This is a genomic window from Nevskia sp., assembly GCF_051860985.1.
In the GTDB taxonomy this organism is placed as follows: domain Bacteria; phylum Pseudomonadota; class Gammaproteobacteria; order Nevskiales; family Nevskiaceae; genus Nevskia.
Genome location: NZ_JBIMKV010000006.1, coordinates 55962 through 78545 on the forward strand (window position 1 = coordinate 55962; position 22584 = coordinate 78545).

General features: G+C 70.4%; 18 protein-coding genes. 4 read left to right on the plus strand and 14 right to left on the minus strand.

Annotation, left to right across the window (positions count from 1 at the left end; genetic code table 11):
- Nucleotides 1-13: 13 nt before the first annotated feature.
- The 14 genes from ACTIGJ_RS07850 to ACTIGJ_RS07915 all read right to left on the minus strand — a co-directional run bounded on the left by ACTIGJ_RS07850 (nucleotide 14) and on the right by ACTIGJ_RS07915 (nucleotide 19241).
- A complete protein-coding gene (locus ACTIGJ_RS07850) occupies nucleotides 14-871 on the minus strand; it encodes a DJ-1/PfpI family protein (RefSeq protein WP_439639740.1) in 858 nt (285 codons plus the stop codon).
- A 34-nt stretch (nucleotides 872-905) separates the two neighbouring features.
- Nucleotides 906-3083 carry a TonB-dependent siderophore receptor gene (locus ACTIGJ_RS07855; protein ID WP_439639741.1) on the minus strand — a complete coding sequence of 726 codons (2178 nt, stop codon included), beginning with the start codon at nucleotides 3081-3083 and terminating at the stop codon, nucleotides 906-908.
- A gap of 130 nt (nucleotides 3084-3213) precedes the next feature.
- Nucleotides 3214-4623 carry a PepSY-associated TM helix domain-containing protein gene (locus ACTIGJ_RS07860; protein WP_439639742.1) on the minus strand — a complete coding sequence of 470 codons (1410 nt, stop codon included), beginning with the start codon at nucleotides 4621-4623 and terminating at the stop codon, nucleotides 3214-3216.
- 14 nt (nucleotides 4624-4637) lie between these two features.
- Entirely contained in the window at nucleotides 4638-6839 is a 2202-nt protein-coding gene (locus tag ACTIGJ_RS07865) for a TonB-dependent siderophore receptor (protein ID WP_439639743.1), read from the minus strand.
- Between the two features lie 26 nt (nucleotides 6840-6865).
- Nucleotides 6866-9049 (minus strand): TonB-dependent receptor, encoded by a 2184-nt coding sequence (locus ACTIGJ_RS07870; RefSeq protein ID WP_439639744.1) that lies wholly within the window; start codon nucleotides 9047-9049, stop codon nucleotides 6866-6868.
- A gap of 53 nt (nucleotides 9050-9102) precedes the next feature.
- Nucleotides 9103-10512, minus strand: a complete 1410-nt coding sequence (locus ACTIGJ_RS07875) for a PepSY-associated TM helix domain-containing protein (protein WP_439639745.1) — start codon at nucleotides 10510-10512, stop codon at nucleotides 9103-9105.
- An 11-nt stretch (nucleotides 10513-10523) separates the two neighbouring features.
- On the minus strand, nucleotides 10524-12671 hold the full coding sequence (locus tag ACTIGJ_RS07880; RefSeq protein WP_439639746.1) for a TonB-dependent siderophore receptor: 2148 nt from the start codon (nucleotides 12669-12671) through the stop codon (nucleotides 10524-10526).
- A 58-nt stretch (nucleotides 12672-12729) separates the two neighbouring features.
- Nucleotides 12730-12879 (minus strand): hypothetical protein, encoded by a 150-nt coding sequence (locus tag ACTIGJ_RS07885; protein WP_439639747.1) that lies wholly within the window; start codon nucleotides 12877-12879, stop codon nucleotides 12730-12732.
- Nucleotides 12880-12966: 87 nt separating this feature from the next.
- A complete protein-coding gene (locus tag ACTIGJ_RS07890; protein WP_439639748.1) occupies nucleotides 12967-13488 on the minus strand; it encodes a hypothetical protein in 522 nt (173 codons plus the stop codon).
- 21 nt (nucleotides 13489-13509) lie between these two features.
- On the minus strand, nucleotides 13510-14025 hold the full coding sequence (locus tag ACTIGJ_RS07895) for a copper chaperone PCu(A)C (RefSeq protein WP_439639749.1): 516 nt from the start codon (nucleotides 14023-14025) through the stop codon (nucleotides 13510-13512).
- Nucleotides 14022-15416 (minus strand): hypothetical protein, encoded by a 1395-nt coding sequence (locus ACTIGJ_RS07900; RefSeq protein WP_439639750.1) that lies wholly within the window; start codon nucleotides 15414-15416, stop codon nucleotides 14022-14024. The genes ACTIGJ_RS07895 and ACTIGJ_RS07900 overlap by 4 nt, the downstream gene beginning before the upstream one ends.
- On the minus strand, nucleotides 15413-17518 hold the full coding sequence (locus ACTIGJ_RS07905) for a TonB-dependent receptor family protein (protein WP_439639751.1): 2106 nt from the start codon (nucleotides 17516-17518) through the stop codon (nucleotides 15413-15415). Before ACTIGJ_RS07905 ends, ACTIGJ_RS07900 begins: the two co-directional genes overlap by 4 nt.
- 287 nt (nucleotides 17519-17805) lie before the next feature.
- Nucleotides 17806-18432 (minus strand): hypothetical protein, encoded by a 627-nt coding sequence (locus ACTIGJ_RS07910; protein ID WP_439639752.1) that lies wholly within the window; start codon nucleotides 18430-18432, stop codon nucleotides 17806-17808.
- A gap of 137 nt (nucleotides 18433-18569) precedes the next feature.
- Nucleotides 18570-19241: an HD domain-containing protein gene (locus ACTIGJ_RS07915; protein ID WP_439639753.1), complete on the minus strand. Its 672-nt coding sequence runs from the start codon at nucleotides 19239-19241 to the stop codon at nucleotides 18570-18572.
- A 12-nt stretch (nucleotides 19242-19253) separates the two neighbouring features.
- Between ACTIGJ_RS07915 and ACTIGJ_RS07920 the strand changes: the two genes are divergently transcribed.
- The 4 genes from ACTIGJ_RS07920 to ACTIGJ_RS07935 all read left to right on the plus strand — a co-directional run bounded on the left by ACTIGJ_RS07920 (nucleotide 19254) and on the right by ACTIGJ_RS07935 (nucleotide 22541).
- Nucleotides 19254-19397: a hypothetical protein gene (locus ACTIGJ_RS07920; RefSeq protein WP_439639754.1), complete on the plus strand. Its 144-nt coding sequence runs from the start codon at nucleotides 19254-19256 to the stop codon at nucleotides 19395-19397.
- A gap of 70 nt (nucleotides 19398-19467) precedes the next feature.
- Nucleotides 19468-20478: a hypothetical protein gene (locus ACTIGJ_RS07925; RefSeq protein WP_439639755.1), complete on the plus strand. Its 1011-nt coding sequence runs from the start codon at nucleotides 19468-19470 to the stop codon at nucleotides 20476-20478.
- 154 nt (nucleotides 20479-20632) lie between these two features.
- The gene (locus ACTIGJ_RS07930) at nucleotides 20633-22108 is read left to right on the plus strand and encodes an aldehyde dehydrogenase family protein (RefSeq protein WP_439639756.1); all 1476 of its coding nucleotides are present in this window, start codon (nucleotides 20633-20635) and stop codon (nucleotides 22106-22108) included.
- Between the two features lie 34 nt (nucleotides 22109-22142).
- Nucleotides 22143-22541: a CopL family metal-binding regulatory protein gene (locus tag ACTIGJ_RS07935; protein ID WP_439639757.1), complete on the plus strand. Its 399-nt coding sequence runs from the start codon at nucleotides 22143-22145 to the stop codon at nucleotides 22539-22541.
- The last annotated feature ends 43 nt before the right edge of the window (nucleotides 22542-22584 follow it).

Below are 22584 nucleotides of genomic sequence, written 5' to 3' on the forward strand. Positions count from 1 at the left end.
GCAGTGCGCACGGTCATGACCCGGCAGCCAGTGCACGGGTCTCGACCAGCAGCGGCGCGAACATGCCACGCACCGACTGCTCGATCGCCCGCGGCGCGCCGCCGGGCGTGCCGGCGTGATACGGCGGTACCGGCGCGTACTCGGCCATCAGCTGCACGGCCTCGGCGAAGGGCTTGCCGCGCAGCAGGCCGATCAGCGCCAGGCCGAGATCAAGCCCGGCCGACACCCCGGCGCCGGTCACCAGCCTGCCGTCCAGCACCACCCGCTGGTCGACCGGCTTGGCGCCGAAGTCGGCGAGCGCCTCGCGCACACCCCAGTGGGTCGTGGCCCGCCGGCCGGCCAGCAGCCCGGCGGCGCCGAGGATCACCGCGCCGGTGCAGACGCTGGCCACGTAGCGCGCATTCGCGCCTCGGCTCTTGACGAAGGCGAGCGTGGCGGCATCGCGTGCCGCCGCGACGGTGCCCTCGGCACCGCCGGGCACCAGCAGCACGTCGAGCTTCTCGGGCACCTCGTCGAAGCGCGCGTTCGGCAGCATCGCGACACCGACGTCGGAGACCACCGGCTCACGCTGCGCAGCGACCAGGTGCACGGTGGCGCCCATCATGCTGGCGAGAAAGAAGTGCGGGCCGATCAGATCCAGCGCCGTGAAGCCCGGATAGAGCAGCATGGCCACCTGCTCGCTGCCGTGCATCTGCATGCCGGGCACCGCCATCAGCGCTTCGTGCGCCTGCGCGCCCTGCCGCTGCGCGTCTTCGAGCGACGGCTTGTTCTTGCCGATGGCCTCGGCAGCGCGCGCCAGCGCATCCGTCAGCGCCACGCCGGCAAGCCCGGCGGCACTGATCCCGAGCAGCGTCCTGCGATCGATCGACATGGGGATTCTCCGTTGTCGGGGTGGGGTTCAAGCCTTACCAGCGATAGGCGACGGTGCCGGTCACCGTGCGGTCGACGCCATAGAAGCAGGAGCCGGCCTGACAGGCCGCCACGTGGGTGTTGTTGCCGAGGTTCTGCGCGTAGACGCCGAAGCGCAGACCGCGCCAGCCGTAGTCGATGCCGGCGTCGAACAGCGTGTAGGCGGTCACTTTCAGCGTGTTCAGATCGTCGCCGGCGGTGGCGCCCTGGTAGCGCACGGCGGCGCTCAGGCCCAGCCCGGCCAGCGGGCCTTCGAGCAGCGCGTAGCGCGCGTGCAGCGAGGCCAGATGCTCGGGTGTGGCGACCGGCCGCAGGCCACGGTTGCCGGCGTTGCTGCGCGTCACCTCGACGTCCTGCCAGGTGTAGGCGGCGGTCAGGTGCAGGCCCGGCAGCGGTCGCGCCTCGGCACCGAATTCGACCCCCTGCGACCGTACCGCGCCGGTCTGCACGCGGCCGAACGGAGCTTCCGGGTCCGGACTCGGCGTCAGCACGTTCTGGCGCTCGATGTGGAAGCCGGCCAGGGTCAGCAGGCTGCGCACGCTCGGCAGCTCCAGCTTGGCCCCGGTTTCCCACTGCCGGCCGGTTTCCGGCTGGAAGCCGCGGCCGGCGGAATCGCTGCCGATCACCGGCAGGAACGAGGTCGCGTAGTTCAGGTACGGCACCAGGCCGAGGTTGAAGCGGTAGGACACGCCGACCCGGCCGCTGCGCTGGCTGTCGTCCTGCTTGCTGCGGCTGTCGGCGAGGCGATCACGCACCCGGTTCGACACCCAGTCCTGACGGCCGCCGAGCAGCAGCCGCCAGCGCTCGTCGAGGGTCGCCTGCTCCTGCACGTACAGGCCGACCTGGCTGCGCTTCGTCGCGGTATCGACGAACAGCGCCGGCACCTCGATCGAAGCTCCGTAGCTCGGCGCATAGAGATCCAGCGACGGCGCCTCGCCAAAGCCCTGGTTGCCGGCGTAGTCGATGTGCTGGTAGTCGACGCCGACCAGCACCGTATGACGCAGCCGGCCGCTGCCGAAGCGGCCGGTCAGGTTGCTGTCGACGACGGCGGCCCGGGCGCGGTCGGCGGAGCTGAAGCTGGCCCGAAGCAGGGTCCGCTGGCTGTCGTCGGCCGGATCAAGGCCCAGACCGAAGACATCGCGGAACGCGGTGTCGAGATGGTCGTAGCGGAACTGCTGGCGAACGCTCCAGACCGCGTCGAAGCGATGTTCGGCGATCCAGCCAGCCGACCACTGCTCGCGGTCGAAGCCGTTGTAGCCCGGCTCGCCGTCATTGCGGTGCGTCGAGATGCGGCCGTTGGGATTCGGCTGCACGGTGCCCGCTGCCGGCAGGAACTGCAGGTGGCCGGCATCGTCGTTCTGGTACTGGCCGAGCACGGTCAGCCGAGTGCCGGGGCCGATCTGCCAGCTCAAGGAAGGGGCGATGAAGGCGCGGTCGTTCTGCTCGAAATCGACCTGGGTGCCGCTGTCGCGGTACAGGCCGGTCAGCCGGTACTGCAAGCCGTCGACCGCGCCGAGCGGGCCGCCGACATCGGCCTTGACCTGCTTCCAGTCGAAGCTGCCGATCTCCAGCTGCAGCTCGCGCTGCGCCGTGGCCGGCGGCTGCTTGCTGACGTAGTTGACCAAGCCGCCCGGGTTGGCGCTGCCGTACAGCACCGAGGCCGGACCGCGCAGCACCTCGATGCGCTCCACGCCGTAGGGCTCGAGCCGGAACGCCGCGAAGCCGCTGGCAGGCGAGAACAGCAGCAGGCCATCGCGGAACACGCCGGTGTCGTCGGCGCGGAAGCCACGGATCGCGAAGAAGTCATAGACATTGTCGAGGCCGTACTGCTCGCTCTGCACGCCGGGCACGAAGCGCAGTGCCTGGTTCAGGCTTTGCGCGTTCTGCTCGTCGAGCGCGTCGCGGCCGATCACCGTGATCGACTGCGGAATCTCGGCCAGCGGTGCGGCGATCTTGGTGGCGGTCTGCGCGGCCGGCGCGACGGGAGTGCCGGTAGCGATCACCGGCGCCAGCTGTACCGGCTGCCCGCCGCCGGTCGCGGCGGGGCTTTCGGCAGCGGCTTCGGTGCTGGCATCGGCCGCCTGCACGGCGGCGGGGATGGCGATGGCCGCTGGCAACGCGGCGGCGATCAGCAGCAGGCGGAGGCGCAAGGCGGCGGATGGCGTGGCGGTCATGGGCAGGCATTCCGGCGGAGTGAGGCCGACGGCGGCAGCGCATGCCGCCCGACGGCGAGGGGGAAGAAGAAACGACCGCGGGATCGGGGCGCGATCGTCCGGGTCGAAGGAGACACGGTTGGCCATCGCGTCATGGCACCAGCCCCAGCCAGTCGCGCAGCGGCGCGATCCGGCGCAGCAGCAGCCGCTCGGTGGCCAGCACCGCCGCCAGGCTCAGGCCCAGCGACGGGAACAGCAGGCCCAGCGCCAGCAGCAGCGCCGCCAGGCCCCAGGGTGTGGCTGCAGCCGGGTGCGGCGGCGGCGCGCCGAGACCGCTGCGCCGGCGCTTGAGCCACATCACCGGACCGCTGACCGCCAGCAGCGCGCCGGTCAGCGACGCGAACAGCATCAGCAGCTGGTTGGGCAGGCCGAAGTAGTTGCCCATGTGCAGCTGCACGCCCAGCTCGACGAGCTGCGCGCCGCGTCCGTAGTCGGCAAAGCCGACATCGTTGATCACCGCGCCGCTGTACTGGTCCAGATGCACGGTGCGCTGACCCTGCGGCCGGGCCGGGTAGGTGTAGGCGGTGTAGACGTCGTGGGCGTCCTTCGGATAGCTCAGCCGGTAGGCCGTGCGCAGGCCGAGGCCGGCGTAGATCTCGGCTGCGCGGCCGACGCTGATCGGCGTCGCCGACGACGGCGAATGGCCGGCGTGATCCGAATGCGGCGACGGCGCCTGTTCCAGCGTCCACGGGATGCCCGGCGTCGTGGCCGCCAGCGGCACGACGGCGGCCGGATCGGACGCCACCTGCGCGTGATCGACATGGGTCCGGTAGGCGGCCGGATAACCGAGCCCGACGCTGGCCATCGCCCGGTTCAGGCTGCCACCCCAGTGGCTGGCCCACGGCAGACCGCTGAGCAGCAGGAACAGCAGCAGCATCGAGCCCCAGACGCCGGCCACCGCGTGCAGGTCGCGCCAGAACAGCCGGCCACGGCCGAGCCGGGGCAGCCAGACCCCGAACAGGCGGTGGTCGCCACGCGGCCACCACAGGTACAGGCCGGTCAGGATCAGCACGATGGCCCAGCACGACACCAGCTCCACCAGCCGGTCGCCGCCGTCGCCGAGCATCAGCGAGCCGTGCAGCAGGCCGGCCGCTCCGACCAGACTGCCGGCCTCGGTGTAGCGGCCGCGCACCGCCGCGCTGACCGGATCGACCGGCACCCGGAACGCCTCGCCATCGGCCGACTTCAGAAACACCACGGCGGTGCGTTCCGGCGCGGTCGGCAGATCGATGCGGGTCGGCGTCGCGCCCGGATACGCGGCCAGCGCGGCGTCCACCAGCTGCTCGACCGGCTGGCTCGCACCCGGCTGGCTGACGAAGCGCCAGTCCGGATGCAGCGCGTCGTCGATCTCGGTATCGAACAGGTAGACGATGCCGGTCAGCGCCAGCACCAGCAGGAATGGCGCCACGACGATGCCGGCATAGAAATGCAGCCGGAAGATCGTGCGGTGCAGCTGTGCGGCATCGATGCCGCGTGCCGGAGTTTCGGAAGGCTTCGACATGGCGTGATCTCGGCTCAGGTGCTGGCTGCGCCGAAGCGGTAGGCCAAGCGCAGGCTGAAGCTGCGCGGCTGGCCGGGCAGCACGCGGTTGTCGGTGCCGAGCGAGTAACGGCTGACGTTGTCGCTGTAGTAGTAGGTCTGGTCGAAGACGTTGGTCAGCGCCGCGTCGATCCGGAACGCGCCGAAGCCGGTGCTGGCGCCGAAGTCGAGCGTCGCGTAATCGGGCAAGGTCACCGCGCCGCCGTTCAGCACCTTGCGGGCGCCGGCGTAGTTGACGCCGGCCCGCAGGTCGACCGAGCCCAGCCGCACGCGGCTGGCGACGACGACGCTGCTCTCCGGCGTTTCCGCCAGCCGGGCGCCGCGCTGCGCCGGGTCGCTGGAGCGCTGCACGATGCCATCCAGGTAGGCGTAGCCGCCCTGCAGCGACCAGCCGGGCAGCGGCGTCCATTCGCCTTCCAGCTCGATGCCCTGGATGCGGAAGCGGCCATCCTGCAGCTGGAAGCCGACATTGGCCGGATCGGCCACCGAGACGTTGTCGAGATGGCTGCGGAACGCCGCGAGGCTGACGTGCGCGGTGTCGCTGCCGTAGCGCAGGCCCAGTTCCGCCTGGTTGGAGGTCTGCGGCTTGAAGGCGCTGCCGTCGAACTTCCGCGAGCCGGTCACATCTTCCAGGCTGTAGCCGGTGCTGTAGCCGCCGAACAGCGAGTAGCGCTCGCTCAGCGCGTAGGTGCTGCCGAGCTGCCAGGCCGTGTTGCGCAGCTTCGCCGAGTCGCGGCTGGTGAAGAACGCGGTGCTGAAGCTGTTGTCGTTGTCGGACTCCGTATGGCGAACGCCGGTGACGACATTCCAGGCCGGCGTCAGCGCGATCTGGTCCTGAACGTAGACCGAATAGCTTTCGAGGTCGGCGCGCGAGCGGAAGCCGAAGTTGCTGCTCGGCGCGCCGCAGCCGTAGACCGGGTTCAGCGCGTCGATCGGCCCGATGCCGCAGGGGATCTCGCTGTACATGGTGAACGGCACTTCGTCGGCCGCCCGCTCGATGCCGACCAGCAGCCGGTGGCCGATGCCGAACGTCGCGAAGCGGCCGGCAAGGTCGAGCTGGGCGATCGTGAAGTTGTCCTTCTCGCCGCCGTCGCGGCCGTCGCGCGGGATCAGGGTCGGCTGGCTCGGGTCCGGCGCCAGCAGGTGGGTCGACTTGCCGCGATTGTTGAATTCCGAGTACTGCAGACGCGGCGTCAGCGTCCAGCTGTCGTTGAGCCTGACATCGACCCAGGCCTGCAGCAGCGGCGCGTGGTTGTTCCGCACCGAGAACGCCGGCTCGCCGAGGAAGGTCGAGCGGCGCACCCGTGCCACGCCGTTGGGCAGCACCGTGCCGACCGTCGGCAGGCCCGGATAGTTGCTGCTGCGGCGCGCCAGATACTCGGCGACCAGATGCGCCGACACCGCTACGCTCGGCTGCCACGCGAGGCTGAGGCCGAGGTTCTCGCGATCCAGATCGAGGTGGTCGACGAAGCTGCCGGAACGTTCGATCTCGCCGGTCAGGCGTACGCCGAGCGTGTCGGTGATCGGCCCGCCGACGTCGACCGTCGCCAGCTTCTGGCCGTGGCTGCCGGCGGTCAGCGCCACCGAGCCGGCGAATGCATCGGTCGGCTGCTTGGTCACCACCGACACCAGGCCGCCGACCGCCGCCTGCCCGAACAGCACGCCGGACGGCCCCTTCAACACCTCGATGCGCTCGATGTTCGACAGTGCGGCGTTGTCGACGCCGTTGTAGAAGCGCTGGCGCAGACCGTTGCGCATCTGGTCGGCGACCAGACCGCGCAGGCGCGGCGCGCCGCTGGCGCTGCTGACCACGCGGCTGCGGGCGACGGTGGCCGACGGCACCGCGAGCAGTGCGTCGTCGATGCTGCGCACGCTGCTTTCGGTCAGGGTCACCGGGTTCAGCAGCTGCACGCTCTGCGGCAGCTTGTCGACCGGAATGCCGGACTTGACGCCGAACTCCGGCGCCGCCGCCGGCTTGGCGCCGACCACGTCGACCGGCGGCAGCGTGACCGCTTCGGCACCGGCATCGGCCGGGGTGCCGGCCGCAGCAGACGCTTCCGGCGCCAGTGCGGCCAGTTCGGCTGCGGGATCTGCTGCCTGCGCGGCGGTGGCCAGCGTCAGCAGCAGGGAGAGTGCGGTGGCGCGGCGCACGGCCGGCCGATGGAACATGGGGGTCATCGGAGGATTCCTGTCAGCGGCGGCGATCAGAACGAATGGCCCAGCGACACTTCGACGCTGCGGGGCTGGCCGAGGAACAGCAGGTACGACGAGTAGCCGGACCAGTCGGCGTACAGCGCGTCGGTCAGGTTGCGGCCGCGCAGGGTCACCGTGTTGCGGCCCGGTGCCTTCCAGGTGATCGCGGCGTCGACCACCGTGTAGCCGTCGACCTTCACGGTGTTGGCGTTGTTGGTGAAGAAATTGCCGTTGTGGCGGACGATGCCGGTGAAGCTCAGCGGCAGCGCCTGCGGCGCATAGGTGAGCACCACGTCGGCCAGCTGCTTCGAGGTATTGACCGGGCGGTTGCCGGCGCGATCGGCACCGCCGGCCTCGACCAGCTTGCGGAACTCCGGATCGATCAGCGTGCCGCCGACCGCCAGCGTCAGCTCGCGGCTGATCAGCAGATCGGCCGACAGCTCGACGCCGCGCGAGCGCTGCGTGCCGCCCTGCAGGGTCAGCTGCGGGTTCTGCGGATCGCGGGTCAGGATGTCGTCCTGCTCGATCTGGTAGACCGAGGCGGTCAGCTGCAGGCGCTCGCCGAACTGCGAGGTCTTGATGCCCAGCTCGAAGGAATCGCCGGTGCTGACCTTGAAGCGGGCATTGCTGGCGCTCAGGAACAGCAGGCCGCTGACTGGCGTGGTGGCCTTGGTGTACTGGGCGAACAGCTGGGTGCGCGGCAGCAGGTCGTAGACCGCGCCGAACCGCCAGGAGATCGGGTCGTAGTCCTGGCCGTAGGTGCTCAGCGCGCCGCTGGTGACGTTGCGCACCCGGCGCGACAGCTGGAACAGGTCGAGCCGGGCACCGCCGACCAGCAGCAGCTGGTCGGTCAGGTTGAAGGCGTTCTCGACGAACAGCGCCTGCGACTCGACTTCGGCGGTCACGTCCTGGCGGGTCGAGAAATTGGCGGCGTTGTCGTCGGGGAACGTGCCGCGCGCGTAGTTGTAAGGATCGACCGAGGTCGTCGAACCAAAGCGGCGCTGGGTGAAGAAGTCGGTGCCGGCCACTTCGCCGCCGATGGTGAAGCGGTTGCGGTGGCCGAACAGCGCGCCGTCAAACGCTGCATGCAGGCGCTGCGACCAGACCTGGTGGTCGTGGGTGATGATGGTCGTCGAGCGATCGAGCAGACCGGTGTTGAAGTTGAAGCTGTAGTCGTCGGAATCGACATACGAACGATCGGCCGTGTACCAGGTCGAGTCGCTGACCAGCCGCCAGTGATCGCCCAGCTTGTAATCGGCGCGGGCGCGCAGCCACAGCGTTTCGGTGCCCAGCGCGCCGTCGGTGGTGTCGTAGTTCGAACGGCGGATGGCGCGGTCCAGCACGTAGCCGGCGCTGCCGGACACCAGGCCCGACGGCCGCCGCGCGGTGCCGGCGCCGACCAGCGGCGTGCCGTAGTACGCGGTCTGGAAGGAATCCTTGTAGTAGTCGGCCGACAGCGCGATCGACAGCCGCTCGGTCGGCTCGATGCGCGCCGAGACCAGCCCGCCGAAGGTCGCGGAATCGGTGTCGTCGATCCAGCCGCTGGAGCGGCTGTAGGAAAAATCGGCGCGGCCGGCGGCCTTGTCGCCGAGCGGCTGGTTGACGTCACCGGCCAGCCGCAGCGTGTCCTGGCTGCCGTAACTGGTGAACAGCTCGCCGAAGGTCTTGCCGAGCACCGCGCTGCGCGGCACGAAGTTCACCGCGCCGGCCAGCGCGCCTTCTCCGGAGGTCACCGAAGCGGGACCCTTGATCACCTCCACCCGCTCGTAATTCCAAGAATCCCAGTTGCGCACGCCGACATCGGAGTTGGCCATGCGCACGCCGTCGTACAGGTAGTTCACGGCGCGGTGGAAGCCGCGCACCGACAGCGCGCCGACCGAGCCGGGCAGGTTGCCGGAGGCGACACCGGGCGCGGCGTTGAGCGCCTCGATGGCTGTGCGCAGGCCCTGCGTCTCGATGTCCTCGCGGGTGATCAGCTCGACGATGGCCGGCGTTTCCCGGTCGCTCAAGCCCAGCCGCCCGGCCACTTCCGGCGCGCGGCTGCGTTCGCCGCTGACCACCACCGGCGCCAGCGACGCCGGCGTTTCGGCCTTGGCGCTGTCGTCGGATGGGCTCCCGGCAGCATCGGCGGCGATGACCGGGCTGGTGAAGGCAAGGATGCCGAGGCTGATGGCAAGACGGTGACGATGACGCATGGAGGACTCCCGGGGATGTTCTTGTGGTGGATGCAATCGGTGCCTGATGTCGCTCAGGCGGCGCGCCGCCACGGCAGCCGCCGCAGCGTGAAATCGAACAGCAGCACCGCGACCAGGCTTGCGCCCATCAGCGGGAACAGCAGGCCGAGCCCGGCGGCGATGGCGACCACGCCTGCGCCGGTTCGGTAGCCGCGCGGCCGGCTCGGCGCGCCAAGGCCGGCGCGCAGGCCGCCGGGCGGGCGGCGACGCCACCACATCACCGTGCCGGTGACGACGGTCAGCACCGTGAGTCCGCAGACCAGCACGCAGAGCAGCTGGTTGGCGAGGCCGAACTGGCGGCCGAGGTGGATTTCCACGCCCCATTCGACGGCCTTGCCGAGCGGGCTGTAGCGGCCGTAGCCGATGTCGTCGAGCGCGCGGCCGTCGGCCGGATCGAGGTACAGCGTGCGCTGGGTGGTGGCGCCGCCGGGGATGTAGCTCAGGTGCCAGACCGCGCCGGGGCCGTCCGGGTAGATCAGCCGCAGGCCGGGGCCGAGCACGCCGCGCTGGCGGGCGACCGCTTCGACCTCGGCGACGCCGATCCGCGCCGGTCCGCCGGCCGGTGCCGGGTCGTGGCGGATCGTCCAAGGAATGCTCGTGTCATGGCTGGCTGCCGCCGCTGCGGCGCGATGTGCCGCGTGCGGATCAGCCGGCGCGGCGGCGTCCAGCGTCGGCGCGGCGACGAAGTTCGGCGTCGGCGCGGTCAGGTGCGACACCGTGCCGAGGCGCGCCAGCTGGCCGCCCCAGAAGCCGGCCCAGGGCAGGCCGCTGAGGATCAGGAAGCCGAGCGCCAGCGCGTTCCAGACCGCCGGCACCGCGTGCAGATCGCGCCAGAACACGCGGCCCCTGGCGTGGAGCCTCGGGATCAGGGTGCCGAGCAGGCGGTCGCCCCGCTCCGGCCACCACAGGTACAGGCCGGTGACCAGCAGCACCAGCGCCCAGCTGGCCGCCAGTTCGACCAGCCAGTCGCCGACCGTGCCGAGCAGCAGTTCGCCGTGCAGCGCCGAGATCACGTTCATCAGCTGCCAGCGCGTCTCGAGCGCGCCGCGCACGGTGCCGGTGCAGGGTTCGACGAACAGGTTCAGCGCCGCGCCGCCCGGCGGCTGGATCGTCCACTGGGCGGCGCGGTCGGCTGCTGCGGCCACCGTGTAGCGGCGGATCGTCGCGCCCGGATAGGCGGCCCGCACCGCCGCTTCCTGGCTCGCCGCCGGCAGCGGCGCGGCGCAGACCGGCGTCACCTGCAGGTCGCGGTACCACCAGGCTTCGATCTCGTCATCGAAGGTGTACAGCGCGCCGGTCACCGCCAGCATCAGCAGCACCGGCACCACGAACAGGCCGGCGTAGAAATGCCAGCGCCAGACCGCGCCATACAGGCCGCGGCTGCGCGGACGGCGATCATCGGAAGCCGGATTCGGCGTCGCCATGACCGGCGCCTTCAGTAGTGCCAGCCGAACCGCACGAACACCGTGCGCGGCTCACCCGCGTAGACGAAGTTCGAGCTGCCGGTAGCGGTGAAGTAGCGGTTGTCGCTGAGGTTCTGGCCGTACAGGTCGACGCTCAGTTCGCGCCACGCCCAGTGCAGGCCGACATCGAGCGTGCCGTAGTCCGGCAGCTCCACGGCGCTGGTGTTGGTCAGGTTGCGGCTGCCGACATAGGCGCCGGTGACGCGCAGGCTGACGGTGCCGAACTTCGGTTCCAGCCAGGCCGCAGGCAGCCGGGCTTCGACACTCAGATTGCCGCTGTGCAGCGGCGTGTCGCCAAGCCGGCGGCCGCTGTCGTCGGCGTCGCCGCGCACGACCTTGGCGCCGAGGTAGGCATAGCCGCCGCTGAACTGGATCAGCCGGGTCGCCTGCCAGGCACCTTCCAGTTCGACGCCATCGACGCGGACCAGCCCGGCCTGGGTGAACAGGTTGGGATCCACGGCGTCCGGCACCACGAAGTTCTTGCGCCGGGTGCGGAAGACCGCCGCGCTGGCCCGGAAGGCGTCGCTGGCGTAGCGGACGCCGGCTTCCACCTGGTCGGATTCCTCGGGCTCGGCGACGTTGCCGCTCGGCGTCCGCGATCCGGCGTTGGCTTCCAGATCGAAGCCGGTGTTGTAGCCGGCGTAGAGCGACCAGCCATTGTCGAAGCGGAAGGTGCTGCCGACCTGATAGGTGGTCGCGGCCTGGGCGGTGGCATCGGCCGCGCCGTTGAAGATGTTGTCGGCCAGGATGCGGGTCTGGCGCACGGCGCCGGTGACGTCCCACTGGCGGGTCAGCGCCAGCGTGTCCTGCAGGTAGAACGCCAGCGTGTCGATGTTCTGCACCGAGTGGAACGCGAAGGTTCCGGCCGGGGCGATGCTGTCGTAGGTGTAGACCGGGTTCAGCACGTCGATGCTGCCGACGTTGTTCAGGTTGAACTGCGTGAACAGGCTGCGTTCCAGGTTCTGCTCGACGCCGGCCAGCAGCCGGTGCTCGAAGCCGAAGGTGTCGAAGCGGCCGGCCAGATCGAGCTGGAACACCGAATAGCCGTCGTTCTCCTGGCCGTTGCGGCCGTTGCGATTGATCACCGTCGGATTGCCCGCCTGAGGCGCCAGCACGCGGATCTGCTGCAGATCGGTGTTGAAGCCGGAGTACTGGGCGCGCGGCGTCAGCGTCCAGTCATCGGACAGCTGGATGTCGACCCAGGCCTGCACCAGCGGCGCGTAGGCGTTCAGCGTGGTGAAGTTCGGTTCGCCGAGGAACAGGCCACGGCGCAGTTCGGCAACGCCGTTGCTGCGCAGCGTGCCGGTGACCGGCAGGCCCGGATTGTTGGCGGTGTTGCGCTGGTGCCATTCAGCGTTCAGGTGGGCGATCACCGCATCGACCGGCTGCCAGGACAGGCCGAGCGCGACGTTCTCGCGGTTCAGCTTCTGGAAATCGGAATAGGTGTTGCTGCGTTCGATCTCGCCGGTGACCCGGGCATACAGCCGCTGCTCGCGGCTGATCGGCCCGGTGACATCGGCGGCCAGCGTCTTCTGGTCGAAGCGGCCGAAGCTGACATTGCCCGATGCGCCGAGCTGCTCCTGCGGCGCCTTGGTGACGATGTTCAGCAGGCCGCCGACCGCCGACTGGCCGTACAGCACGCCGCCCGGCCCCTTCAGCACTTCGATGCGCTCGATGTTGGAAATCGCCGAGGCATCGACATCCTCGAAGTAGCGCTGGCGCAGGCCGTTGCGCTGCTGGTCGGCGAGGAAGCCGCGCACCTTCAGGCTGAAGCTCTGGTAACGGGCGACACGGGGATTGCCGACGTTGGCCGAGGGCACGGCGCGCAGCGCGTCGCCGATCGAGCGCACGCCGCGCTCGTCGAGATCGTCCGCCGACAGCACCTGCACGCTCTGCGGCACGCGTTCCAGCGGCAGGCCGCTCTTGTTGCCGACATTGACCGCCGGCGGCTTCAGGCTGTTGACGCCGGTGACTTCGACGCCATCGAGCTTCACGGCTTCATCGGTGGCTTTCGTGGCAGCGGGCGTGTCGGTGCCGTCGGCGGCGGCACTGCCGAGCGCCAGCAGCAGCGACAGCGCGGCGGCCCGGCGGGCGGGGGTGTAGGCAGTGAATCGGGTCATGCGGAACTCCGGGAATTCAGGGGGAAGCGGACGTACAGCGGCATCGCGCGCGGGCCGCTCAGGGCGGCGCGTCGGCGATCCGGACCAGCAGCAGGTGGTGGGCGTCGTCGTCGTGACGGCGTTCGCCGTCATCCACGCCGGGCACGGCCGCGACGGCGAACGCCGCCAGCAGCAGCAATGCGCAGGCGCGCAGCACAGGGAGGGACATCGAGGGATTTCCGTGTCGGCAACAGGCCCGTGACCGGGCCGGCAGGCCGCACGCCGGTCCGGCAAGGACCGTGGTGCAGCCGTCGTATCAGCCTTGCAGCGGCAGTACGGCGAGCAACAGCGGCGGACCGCGCGAGGGCGGCCGGGGGTGCAGCAGCACATGGGGTGCGGCGCAGGTGGCGCCGCCGATCGCCAGCACGGGTGCCGAGGGCACGGCGGGCACCGGGCCGCCGGCCGGCAGCAGCGCCGCGCCGGCCTGCGCGAACGGGCAGTCGCCGTGACCGGACAGGCGTCCGGTGTCGCCGGCGGGGGCGCCAGCATGCGGATCGTGGCGGGCGGCGGCCTGCGCCCTCAGCGCGTCATCGGCGGCGGCATCGGCTGGGCGGCCGCCGTGGCAGATCGGCCCGGTCGGCGGCGCGCCATCGGTACGCGCCTTCAGCGCCACCGCCAGCGCGCTGGCCGGGCAGATCGCCAGCCAGCCGGAAGCGGCCGGCGCGCGGCTGGCGACCGCCGGCATGAAGCCGGCCGGCACCAGCGCATGCAGCAGCAACGCCACCAGCAACAAGCGGGTGGCGAAGCGCGGCAGGCGCGGATGACGGCGTCGGTTCATCGTCGCGAGCGGGCCGGCCGGTCAGTGATGGTCGTGCTCGTGACCGGCCGCCGCCGCCGGCTTCGGCCGGCTCGGCGCTTCCGGTGCCGGCACTTCGACATGCAGCGCCACCGGCACTTCGCCGGCCCGCGCGAAGTGCAGCCGCAACGGCACCCGTTCACCCGGCACCAGCGGCGCCCGCAGGTCGATCAGCATCAGATGGATGCCGCTCGGTGCCAGTCGCAGCTCGCCGCCCGGCGGGATCTCGACACCCTCACCGATCGGCCGCATGCCGACCACGCCGTCGTGCTCGACCTGCTGGTGCAGCTCGATCTTGCCGGCGCGTTCGCTGCTGGCGCCGAGCAGCCGCTCCGGCTCCGCGCCGCGGTTGCGGATGCGCAGGAAGCCGGCGCCGGTGCCGGCGCCTGCGGCGGTCGGCCGGGTCCAGACCTCGCTGATGCTGAGCGGCGCGGCGGCGCTGGCGCCGTCGTCCGCCGACAGCGGCAGCGCGTTGAGCAGGGTCGCGGCCAGCAGGCTGTTGCGAAGGATCGGGTTCATCGGATGTCCTCCCGGTGGCGGCCAGCCCGGCGGCGCAGCGCGATGCCGAGCAGCGCGACCAGCACCACGCTGGCGGCCAGCGCGCTCATCACTACGTTGCGCTGGTTCGGCGTGACGCCGAGCGGGTCGAGCACATGGCCCTTGTGCAGCAGGTTGAAGACCAGCGCCTGCGCCTGATCCAGCGCGCCGTCCGGGCCGCCGACCTTGGCCGCCACCACGCCGCTGCGGGTTTCGACGTACCAGCCGCTGCCGTCGGCCGCGAGCGCGCGCCACACCGGCAGCCGCTTGTTGGCGAAGCCGTAGTCGCGATCGAAGGCGGTGACCAGGCTCAGCGGCGCGGCCGGCGGCGTGCCGAGCGCACCGCTGGCGATGCGGCCGGCCAGCGCCGCGTCGTCGCCGGCGATCGCCGTACCGTCGGCTTCGCTCAGCCACAGGTTCAGCACCTCGCCACGCGGCGCGACCACGCGCCAGACCGGCGCGCCGCCGATCACCGGCACGGCCACTGCTTCGCGGACGGCGCCGTCGGCGGCGGTGAACGGCAGCCCGGTCAGCGCAGCGCTGGCGAGGTTCGGCGGCACCGGCAGCGCAGCCACCGGCAGCTGGCCGACCAGCAGCTTGAACAAGCCGGTGGCCGGGAACAGCAGCGCCGGCAGCACCGCGACCCAGGCTAGCCGCCGATGCCAGCGGCGCAGCGGCTGCCGGCCGCCGCGCGTCAGCAGCAGCCGGGCGCCGACGGCGGCGGTCAGCAGCAGCGTGCCGGTCAGCAGGCTGATGGCAATCACCCGCAGATAGGGCACCTGGATGAAGCTCAGGGTGTGCAGGGTCTGGAACAGGCCCTGCCAGCGCCGCTTGCTGGCGTCGCTCATCGTGCCCAGCCGGTCGCCGCCGGTATCGACGTACACGGTCACCGCATCGTCGCCCGCGAAGCGCACCGCCCAGACCGGCAGCAGCCGGTTGATCCACGGGTAGTCGCGCTCGAACTGTTCGACCAGCCGCGTTTCAGCCACCGCCGCCTCGGCACGGCCGCTGTAATGGCGGGCCAGCATGATGGCGCGGCTACGATCGGCATCGGCATCGGCCAGCGGCTGGCCGCTGGCGGCGTCGAGATAGACGCGCTCGGCCTGGCCAGCCGGCTGCACCTGCAGCACCGGACGGCCGTCGACCGCCAGGTAGCGCAGCTGGCTCGCCGCGCCGATGCCGGCACTGGCCAGCAGCGCGGCCGGAGCCGGCAGCGCCGCTGCCTCGAAGCTCGAGGCCGGCGGCTGGAAGGCCACCGGCTTCGGGCCGATCGCGGTGATCAGCGGATGGAAGGCGCCGCTGGTGGCCCAGACCACCGCCGTGCCGGCGGCGATCCAGGCCAGCGCGCGGTGCAGTGTCCGCGCGCCGCTCACTTGCCGCTCGACCAGCTCAGGCCGAGATAGACCGAACGGCCATCACCCGGCAGGAACTGGCGGCTGTCGGTGGCGTTGGCATTGGCGATCACGCCGGTGGTGGCGGCGTACTTCTCGTCGGTCAGGTTGCGACCGTCGACGAACCAGCTCCACTGCCCGGCCACCACGCCGCTGACCCGGAAGCCGAGCAAGGTGTAGCCGTCCGACGAGAAGGTGTTGGCGTGGTCGATCCAGGTGCCGTTCGGCACCCATTCAACATTCGGACCGGCGCTGAACCACGGGCCTTTCCAGCTCAGATCGGCGCGCAGGCTCTGCACCGGCAGGCCGGCCAGACGGTTGTCGCCGTAGGTGGCGTTGTTGTCGAAGCGGAAGTCGTTGATCAGGTAGGCCGAGCGGAACGTGAGGTCGTACGGCAGCTTGACCGTGCCGGCCAGTTCCAGGCCCTGGTGGATCGCCTTCGGCGCATTGATGGTGCCGAGCGGCTGGCCGTTCGGGTCGTTCAGCGCCAGCAGCTCGTCCTTGATCCAGGCGCGGTACAGCGCGACATCGAGCGCAAAGATCGTGTGCTCGACGCGGCTGCCGATCTCGATCGTGGTGCCGCGCTGGCTGCCGTTGACCAGCGGCGTGGCCGCCGAGCCACCGGTCAGCTCCGACAGCGACGGCGGCTCGTACGAACGGCTCAGGTTGGCGAACAGCTGGGTGCCGGGCTGGGCGGTCCACAGCACGCCGAGCTTGGGGCTGAAGCCGCCATAGCTGTTCTTGAAATCGCCATCGACTTCGCCGGCCGGCACGAAGTTGTCGAAGCGCACGCGGCGGTCACGCGCGCCCTGGGCGCCAACCGACACCGCCAGATCCGGCGTCACGAAGAACTGGTTCTCCGCGTACAGCGCGATCGAGCGGGCGGTCTGGTCGGAGCCGTCGGTCTGCACGCCGTTCTGGCCGCGCACGTTGGTGGCGCGGAATTCCTTGGTTTCGCCGTAGACGTAGCGGGTACCGACGACCACCCGGTTGCGGTGGCCGAACAGCGTGCCGTCGAGCGCGTAGCGCAGGGTCAGGCCGACATCGCTGTTGTCCTGGTTGATGACCTGGAAGATCGGGTGGAACAGGCGCTTGTCGGCGTAGAACACCGAGCCTTCGAGGGTCTGGCCGTCGCCGATGGTCCAGACCGTGCGGTCGGCGATGCGGATCAGGCGGAAGTCGCGCTTCTGGTCGCCGCTGATGTTGCCGGGGTTGGCCCGCTCCGGCTTCGATTCGGTTTCGGCGCGGGTCAGGCTGCCCGGCAGTTCCGATTCGGTATCGACGAAGGTGAAATACAGGCGGGTTTCCAGCGACGGCGACAGGCGCAGGCCGAGGTTGGAGAACAGCCGGTAGTTGTCCTGCTGGGCGTGGTCGCGGAAGCCATCGGCATGCAGCGCGCTGACGCTGACATAGCCGTCGACATTGCCGACATTGCCGGCCACTGCGGCCTGGGCGCGGCGGTACTCGAAGCTGCCGGCTTCCAGCCGGGCTGACAGCGCCGGGGCGGTGTAGCCGGTCGGCGATACGTAGTTGATCGCGCCGCCGAGCGTCGTCGAGCCGTACTCCAGCGCGTTGGCGCCGCGATAGACCTCGATGTACTGGGTGGCCAGCGGCTCGATGGCCTGGAAGTCGAAGCCGCCGTCGGCGAGGTTCACCGAGGCGCCGTCCTGCAGCAGGGTCAGGCCGCGACCGTGGAAGGTGCGCTGGATGCCCGAGCCGCGGATCGAGATGCGCGATTCCTCGGCGCCGAAGCGCGGCTGGATGAACACGCCAGGGGCAAAACCGAGCGCGTCCTGCAAGGTGCTGGTGCGGCCGTTCTTGTAGCTGTCGGCGTCGATCACGGCGGTGCCGCCGGCGACCAGCGCGGCGCGGGCGCGGGCTTCGTCGAGGGTCGGCGCGGTCGGCGTGGCCGGGGCCTTGCCTTCGACTTTTACTTCGGACAGCTGGGTGACCGGCGCGGCGGCGACTTCGGTCCCGGCCTTGGCCTCGGATGGCGCGTCGGCGGCGAGCGCCGACAGGCCGATGGAAACGGGGGCAGCAAACAGCAGCGCCGCAGCGCGGCGGATCAGCGATGACGCGGACATGCAGATCACTCCAAAAAACAGCCTGCGCGCGGCGGCATGGCCGGCGCGCAGGCAAGGTCCGCCGGTTCAGGCGGACGTGGGAGAGTCGAGGCAGGAGACCGGCCGATCCGTTTCCGGCTCACGCACAGGCAGCAGCGCCGGGCGTGGCAGGCGGCCGGCGCAGCGCACGTGGCAGGCGTGCGCATGCGGCAAGCGCCGTGCGGAACTTCGGAACGGGATCAGGACGCGGTCGGCGGCGTCGACGACACGAAACCCGGCGCCACCGCACGCAGACGCGTGCGCGGCGATCAGGCGGCAGCGGTGTCGTCGTCGCGGCGCGGCGGCGCGCGTGCCGGCGGCAGCCGGCGGTGATGGCGGATGACGGCATCCGCCGGGACGGCCGCATTCGGCCGGACGCTGCCGGCGATGGCGGCGGCCAGCACGGCCGCGCTGGCCGGCAGCGCCGGTGCAGCAGCGCCGGCAAACGGACAGCTCAGGTGTTCGGCGGCGATCCGGTGGCCACCGTGCTGGCTGGCATCGTGGCCGGCATGCGGGTCGACGGCGACCGCGCCCGGGCTGGCTGTCGCCTCGGCATCGGCAGCAGCGCCGTGGTGATGGTGGGCGTGCGGGTCCGCTGCGGCAGCGGCGGCCTGCGCAGCCAGCATCGCAGCGTGGTCGTGATGTCCGCCGGCGTGATGCGCGTGCTCGGCGGACGCGGCCGCTACAGGCGCCACCTCGTGCCCATGACCTGGCGCCGCCTGCAGCGCCGAGTAAAGCGGGCTGGTCGGGCAGATGATCAGCCAGCGGGCGTCACCGCCGGCAGCCGCATCGGTCCAGCCCGGCATGAAGCCGACCGGCACCAGCGACCGCAACGCCACGCCGGCCAGCGCCAGCCAGAGCGCCATCGACTGCAGGTGGGAGCGGGAGCGGAACATCAGGGCGGTGGCGACGCGGGCGGACGAGGGTGCAGGTTGGGGGCGGACAATAAGGGAGCCGTGTCATTCCGGCAATGCAATTTGAACGCAATCCTTATTCCAAATCAGCCGTCTTGGGCCGCGATGGTGGGCGCCGCTCAGCCGGGCAAGCCACGCAGCGGCTGCAGCCGCTTCAGCGCCCGGCGCAGGTTGGCGCGGGCCGGGGCGTCAAGCCGGTCGTGGAAATGGCCGGTGACGTACAGGCGCGGCCGTTCCAGGAAGCCGCGCAGCACGGCGCGCCGGGCGGCAACGTATTTCGACCACGGCACCGTGTGGTACTCCTCGCGGATGTCGGCGTCGTAGCGGTCGAAGCGCTTGTCCGGCGCGCCGAGAATGGCCAGGTCGATGTCGAGCAGCAGCGCTTCGTCGGTGCTTTCCGGCAGGCCGTGATGGCGGGTGGCGAGGATCAGGCTGCGGACCCGGCCGATCGCCTCGCGGTCGCAGCCGGCGGCGGTCATCGTGCGCTCGGCCAGGTAGGCGCTTTTCAACTCGTTGCTGTCGACGCCGATCTCGTGGATGGCGTCGTGGTACCAGATCGCCAGTTCGACCTCGGCCGGCCGCTGCGCCAGCACGGCGATCTCGTCGAACGCGCTCAGGCATTCCTGCAGGTGTTCCAGCGTGTGGTAGCGGCGCTGCGGCTCGCGCCAGTGCTGCAGCAGCGCGTCGAGCGCGTCCGCCGGCGGGCTGCCGGCGCCCAGCGCCCGCCACAGCGCGGCCCAGCGTTCGGGGCCATTGATGATCCGGGTGACGGTCGGCGGGCTCAGCGGCATGGCGGCGGCCGCGTGGCGGACATCACCCGCCGCAGCGAGGCGGGACAGGCAGCAGGCGGGCGGATGATCGGCATGGCGGCATTCGTTCGGCGGCAGGCAGGGACGGCGGCGGGCGGCCGGAACGGCGGCATCGCGCTGTCGGAAGCGGCCTTTTGACCGCCTTTCGAGCGCCATGCTACAAGCCCCGGCGTCCATAAAATCAACGACATCGACAGGGAGACCCGGCATGCGCATTCTCGCCACCGACATCGGCTTCGGCTACACCAAGGCCACCGATGGACGGATCAGCCAGCTGTTCAAGAGCATCGTCGGCGAAGCCAATCCGGGACAGTTCGCGGAATCGGTGCTGCCGTCGCAGATGGCGACGCCGCGCCATTTCGAGATCGATGGCGAAGACGTGTTCGTCGGCGAGCTGGCCGAAAGCCAGAGCCGCGGGCGCAGCTTCACGCTCGATCCCGGCCAGTTCATCCAGCAGTACGCGCGCACCCTGGGGCTGGCGGCGATCGCGCCCTACGCCGAGCACGGCGATCCGGTGCGGCTGGTCACCGGGCTGCCGGTGAGCTTCTTCCGCAAGCACCGCGATGCGCTGACCACGCAGCTGCAGAACCGCCACGCGGTGACCATCATCCACGCCAATGGCGAGCGCGAGGAGAAATCGATCTACATCGAGAAGGTGCGGGTGATCCCGCAGCCGTTCGGCTCGCTGTTCAACTACATGCTCAACGAGCAGGGCAAGGCGGTGCAGCAGCGCTTTGTCACCGAGAAGATCGGCGTCATCGACATCGGCTTCCGCACGGCCGACTTCGCGGTATCGGAAAAGACCAAGTATTCGGAGCGCGGCTCGCTGTCGACCGACTCCGGCATGTCGGTGGCGTTCAATGCCATCGCCGGCGCGCTGCATGAAAAGAGCGGTACCCAGATCGAGCTGTACCGGCTCTACGAGGCGGTGACCCGCGGCACGATCAAGATCCGCGGCAGCCGCTACGACATCACCGGGCTGGTGCAGCAGACCTTCCAGCAGCTGGCGGCGCGCATCGCGGTGGAAGTGAACCGGCTGTGGGCCGACGACTGGGACATCGACTGCATCGTGCTGACCGGCGGCGGCGGCGCCACGCTGGAGCCGTACCTGCGGCCGCTGCTGCAGGGCGATGTGCTGGCGATGCCGGTCGACCAGGATGCGCGGCTGAACAACGTCGCCGGCTACCTGAAGTACGGCCTGCACCTGTGGAATCCCTGAGCCGGCGCATCGCCGACGCGGCGTCACCGGTAACCATAGTTATCGCCAGCGGTGACGCCGGGCCGCTGGTACGTCATTGCCTTTTTCCCTACGCTCGAACGCTCGTTCAACCTACCGCCTGCGCGCTGCGCGGCTGCAACCACGGAGTCAAGCCATGAGCACGGTCGTTTCCTATCTTCCGAATGCAGGCCCGACGACGGTTCAGTCGCAGTTCCAGACACAGATCAGCGATGCCGAAATCCGCCGGATCTTCGAAGCGCAGCGCGCCACCGCCCTGCGCCTGCGCACCTCCACGGCTGCCGAGCGCATCGCCAAGATCCGCAAGCTGCGTGATGCGCTGATGGCGCGCCGCGACGAGCTGATCGCCGCCGGCTACGCCGATTTCAAGAAGCCGCCGGCCGAGGTCGAGCTGACCGAGCTGCTGCCGGTGGTCTGCGAAGCCAACGACGCGATGCGCCACATCAAGAAGTGGATGAAGGCGACCAAGGTCTGGCCGTCGCGGATGACCTTCGGCCTGAAGGCCTGGGTGCAGTACGAGCCGAAGGGCCGCACGCTGATCATCTCGCCGTGGAACTACCCGGTGAACCTGACGTTCTGCCCGCTGGTGTCGGCGATCGCTGCCGGCAACACGGCGATCCTGAAGCCGTCGGAAATGACACCGAACCTGTCGGCGCTGATGGTCAAGATCGTCAAGGACATCTTCACCGAGGACGAAGTGGCGATCTTCGAAGGCGACGCCGCCGTCTCGACGACGCTGCTGAGCCTGCCCTTCGACCACATCTTCTTCACCGGCTCGCCGGCGATCGGCAAGGTGGTGATGGCCGCCGCCGCCAAGCACCTGACCAGCTGCACGCTGGAACTGGGCGGCAAGAGCCCGACCATCGTCGACGCCACCGCCGATCTGAAGCTCGCCGCCCAGAACATCCTCTGGGGCAAGTTCACCAACAACGGCCAGACCTGCATCGCGCCAGACCACGTCTACGTGCATGCCTCGGTCAAGGACGAGTTCGTGCGCCAGTGCAAGGCGGTGCTCGATGCCACCTACGGCGCCGATGCCCGCGCCCAGCAGGCCAGCCCGTTCCTGGCCCGCATCGTCAACGAGCGCCACACCGCGCGCATCAAGGGCCTGCTCGATGACGCCACCACCCGTGGCGCCAAGGTGCTGACCGGCGGCGCGGTCGACAGCGGAGACTGCTACATCGCCCCGACCTTGATCGAGAACATCCCGGCCGATGCGCGGATCATGTCCGAGGAAATCTTCGGGCCGCTGCTGCCGATCGTGCCGTTCAGCCAGATCTCCGAAGTGATCGACCGCATCAACGCCGATCCGAAGCCGCTGGCGCTGTACATCTGGAGCAAGGACGACGCGACGGTCGAGAAGGTGCTGAAGCAGACCTCGGCCGGCGGCACCTGCATCAACCACACGGTCGTCCACTTCCTGCACGGCAACCTGCCGTTCGGCGGCGTCAACAACTCCGGCATCGGCCGTGCCCACGGCCTGTACGGCTTCCGCGACTTCTCGCACGAGCGCGCCGTGGTCCGCACCCAGGTGATGCTGGCCAAGATGTTCTTCCCGCCGTACAACGACAAGATGCGCAAGGTCATCAACCTGCTGCTGAAGACGGTCTGAACTTCCGTCATCACGGCTGGTCCACGTCCGGCTCATGACCCGTCGCCTCGCCCTGTCGCTGTTCACCGTGTTCGCCCTGCTCTGGCAGGGCGCGGCATCGGCTGCGATGGGCGCGGCCATGGCGCTCCCGGCTTCGGCGCCGGTGGCGGTGGAAGCCGCCGCCGAGATGCCCTGCCATGACAGGGCCGGGATGGATCACATGGCGCCGGTGGCCGATCACGCCGTTGCCGACCACCAGGCCCAGCACGACTGCTGCGGCAACGGCGGCCACTGCCTCTGCGCCGCAGCCTGCGGTACGGCAGCGCTGCCGGTGCCCGGCCTGGCGCTGAGCCTGGTGCCGAGCCCCGATTTCACCGCACGCGCGATCCTCGCCGTGCTGCGCGACCGCGCACCGCCGCACCCGTTCCGACCTCCGATCGCTGCCGCCGTCTGACGCTCGTTCCGCGTCGGGCTCGCCCAGACGCGCCCGTGGCTGG

What these genes read in the sequence shown, in the direction of transcription:
- ACTIGJ_RS07885 (WP_439639747.1), bottom strand. Translation starts at nt 12,879, where the DNA reads ATGTCCCTCCCTGTGCTGCGCGCCTGCGCATTGCTGCTGCTGGCGGCG.
- ACTIGJ_RS07880 (WP_439639746.1), bottom strand. Translation starts at nt 12,671, where the DNA reads ATGACCCGATTCACTGCCTACACCCCCGCCCGCCGGGCCGCCGCGCTG.
- ACTIGJ_RS07860 (WP_439639742.1), bottom strand. Translation starts at nt 4,623, where the DNA reads ATGTCGAAGCCTTCCGAAACTCCGGCACGCGGCATCGATGCCGCACAG.
- ACTIGJ_RS07890 (WP_439639748.1), bottom strand. Translation starts at nt 13,488, where the DNA reads ATGAACCGACGCCGTCATCCGCGCCTGCCGCGCTTCGCCACCCGCTTG.
- ACTIGJ_RS07855 (WP_439639741.1), bottom strand. Translation starts at nt 3,083, where the DNA reads ATGACCGCCACGCCATCCGCCGCCTTGCGCCTCCGCCTGCTGCTGATC.
- ACTIGJ_RS07905 (WP_439639751.1), bottom strand. Translation starts at nt 17,518, where the DNA reads ATGTCCGCGTCATCGCTGATCCGCCGCGCTGCGGCGCTGCTGTTTGCT.
- ACTIGJ_RS07865 (WP_439639743.1), bottom strand. Translation starts at nt 6,839, where the DNA reads ATGACCCCCATGTTCCATCGGCCGGCCGTGCGCCGCGCCACCGCACTC.
- ACTIGJ_RS07925 (WP_439639755.1), top strand. Translation starts at nt 19,468, where the DNA reads ATGCGCATTCTCGCCACCGACATCGGCTTCGGCTACACCAAGGCCACC.
- ACTIGJ_RS07870 (WP_439639744.1), bottom strand. Translation starts at nt 9,049, where the DNA reads ATGCGTCATCGTCACCGTCTTGCCATCAGCCTCGGCATCCTTGCCTTC.
- ACTIGJ_RS07935 (WP_439639757.1), top strand. Translation starts at nt 22,143, where the DNA reads ATGACCCGTCGCCTCGCCCTGTCGCTGTTCACCGTGTTCGCCCTGCTC.
- ACTIGJ_RS07915 (WP_439639753.1), bottom strand. Translation starts at nt 19,241, where the DNA reads ATGCCGCTGAGCCCGCCGACCGTCACCCGGATCATCAATGGCCCCGAA.
- ACTIGJ_RS07930 (WP_439639756.1), top strand. Translation starts at nt 20,633, where the DNA reads ATGAGCACGGTCGTTTCCTATCTTCCGAATGCAGGCCCGACGACGGTT.
- ACTIGJ_RS07850 (WP_439639740.1), bottom strand. Translation starts at nt 871, where the DNA reads ATGTCGATCGATCGCAGGACGCTGCTCGGGATCAGTGCCGCCGGGCTT.
- ACTIGJ_RS07875 (WP_439639745.1), bottom strand. Translation starts at nt 10,512, where the DNA reads ATGGCGACGCCGAATCCGGCTTCCGATGATCGCCGTCCGCGCAGCCGC.
- ACTIGJ_RS07895 (WP_439639749.1), bottom strand. Translation starts at nt 14,025, where the DNA reads ATGAACCCGATCCTTCGCAACAGCCTGCTGGCCGCGACCCTGCTCAAC.
- ACTIGJ_RS07910 (WP_439639752.1), bottom strand. Translation starts at nt 18,432, where the DNA reads ATGTTCCGCTCCCGCTCCCACCTGCAGTCGATGGCGCTCTGGCTGGCG.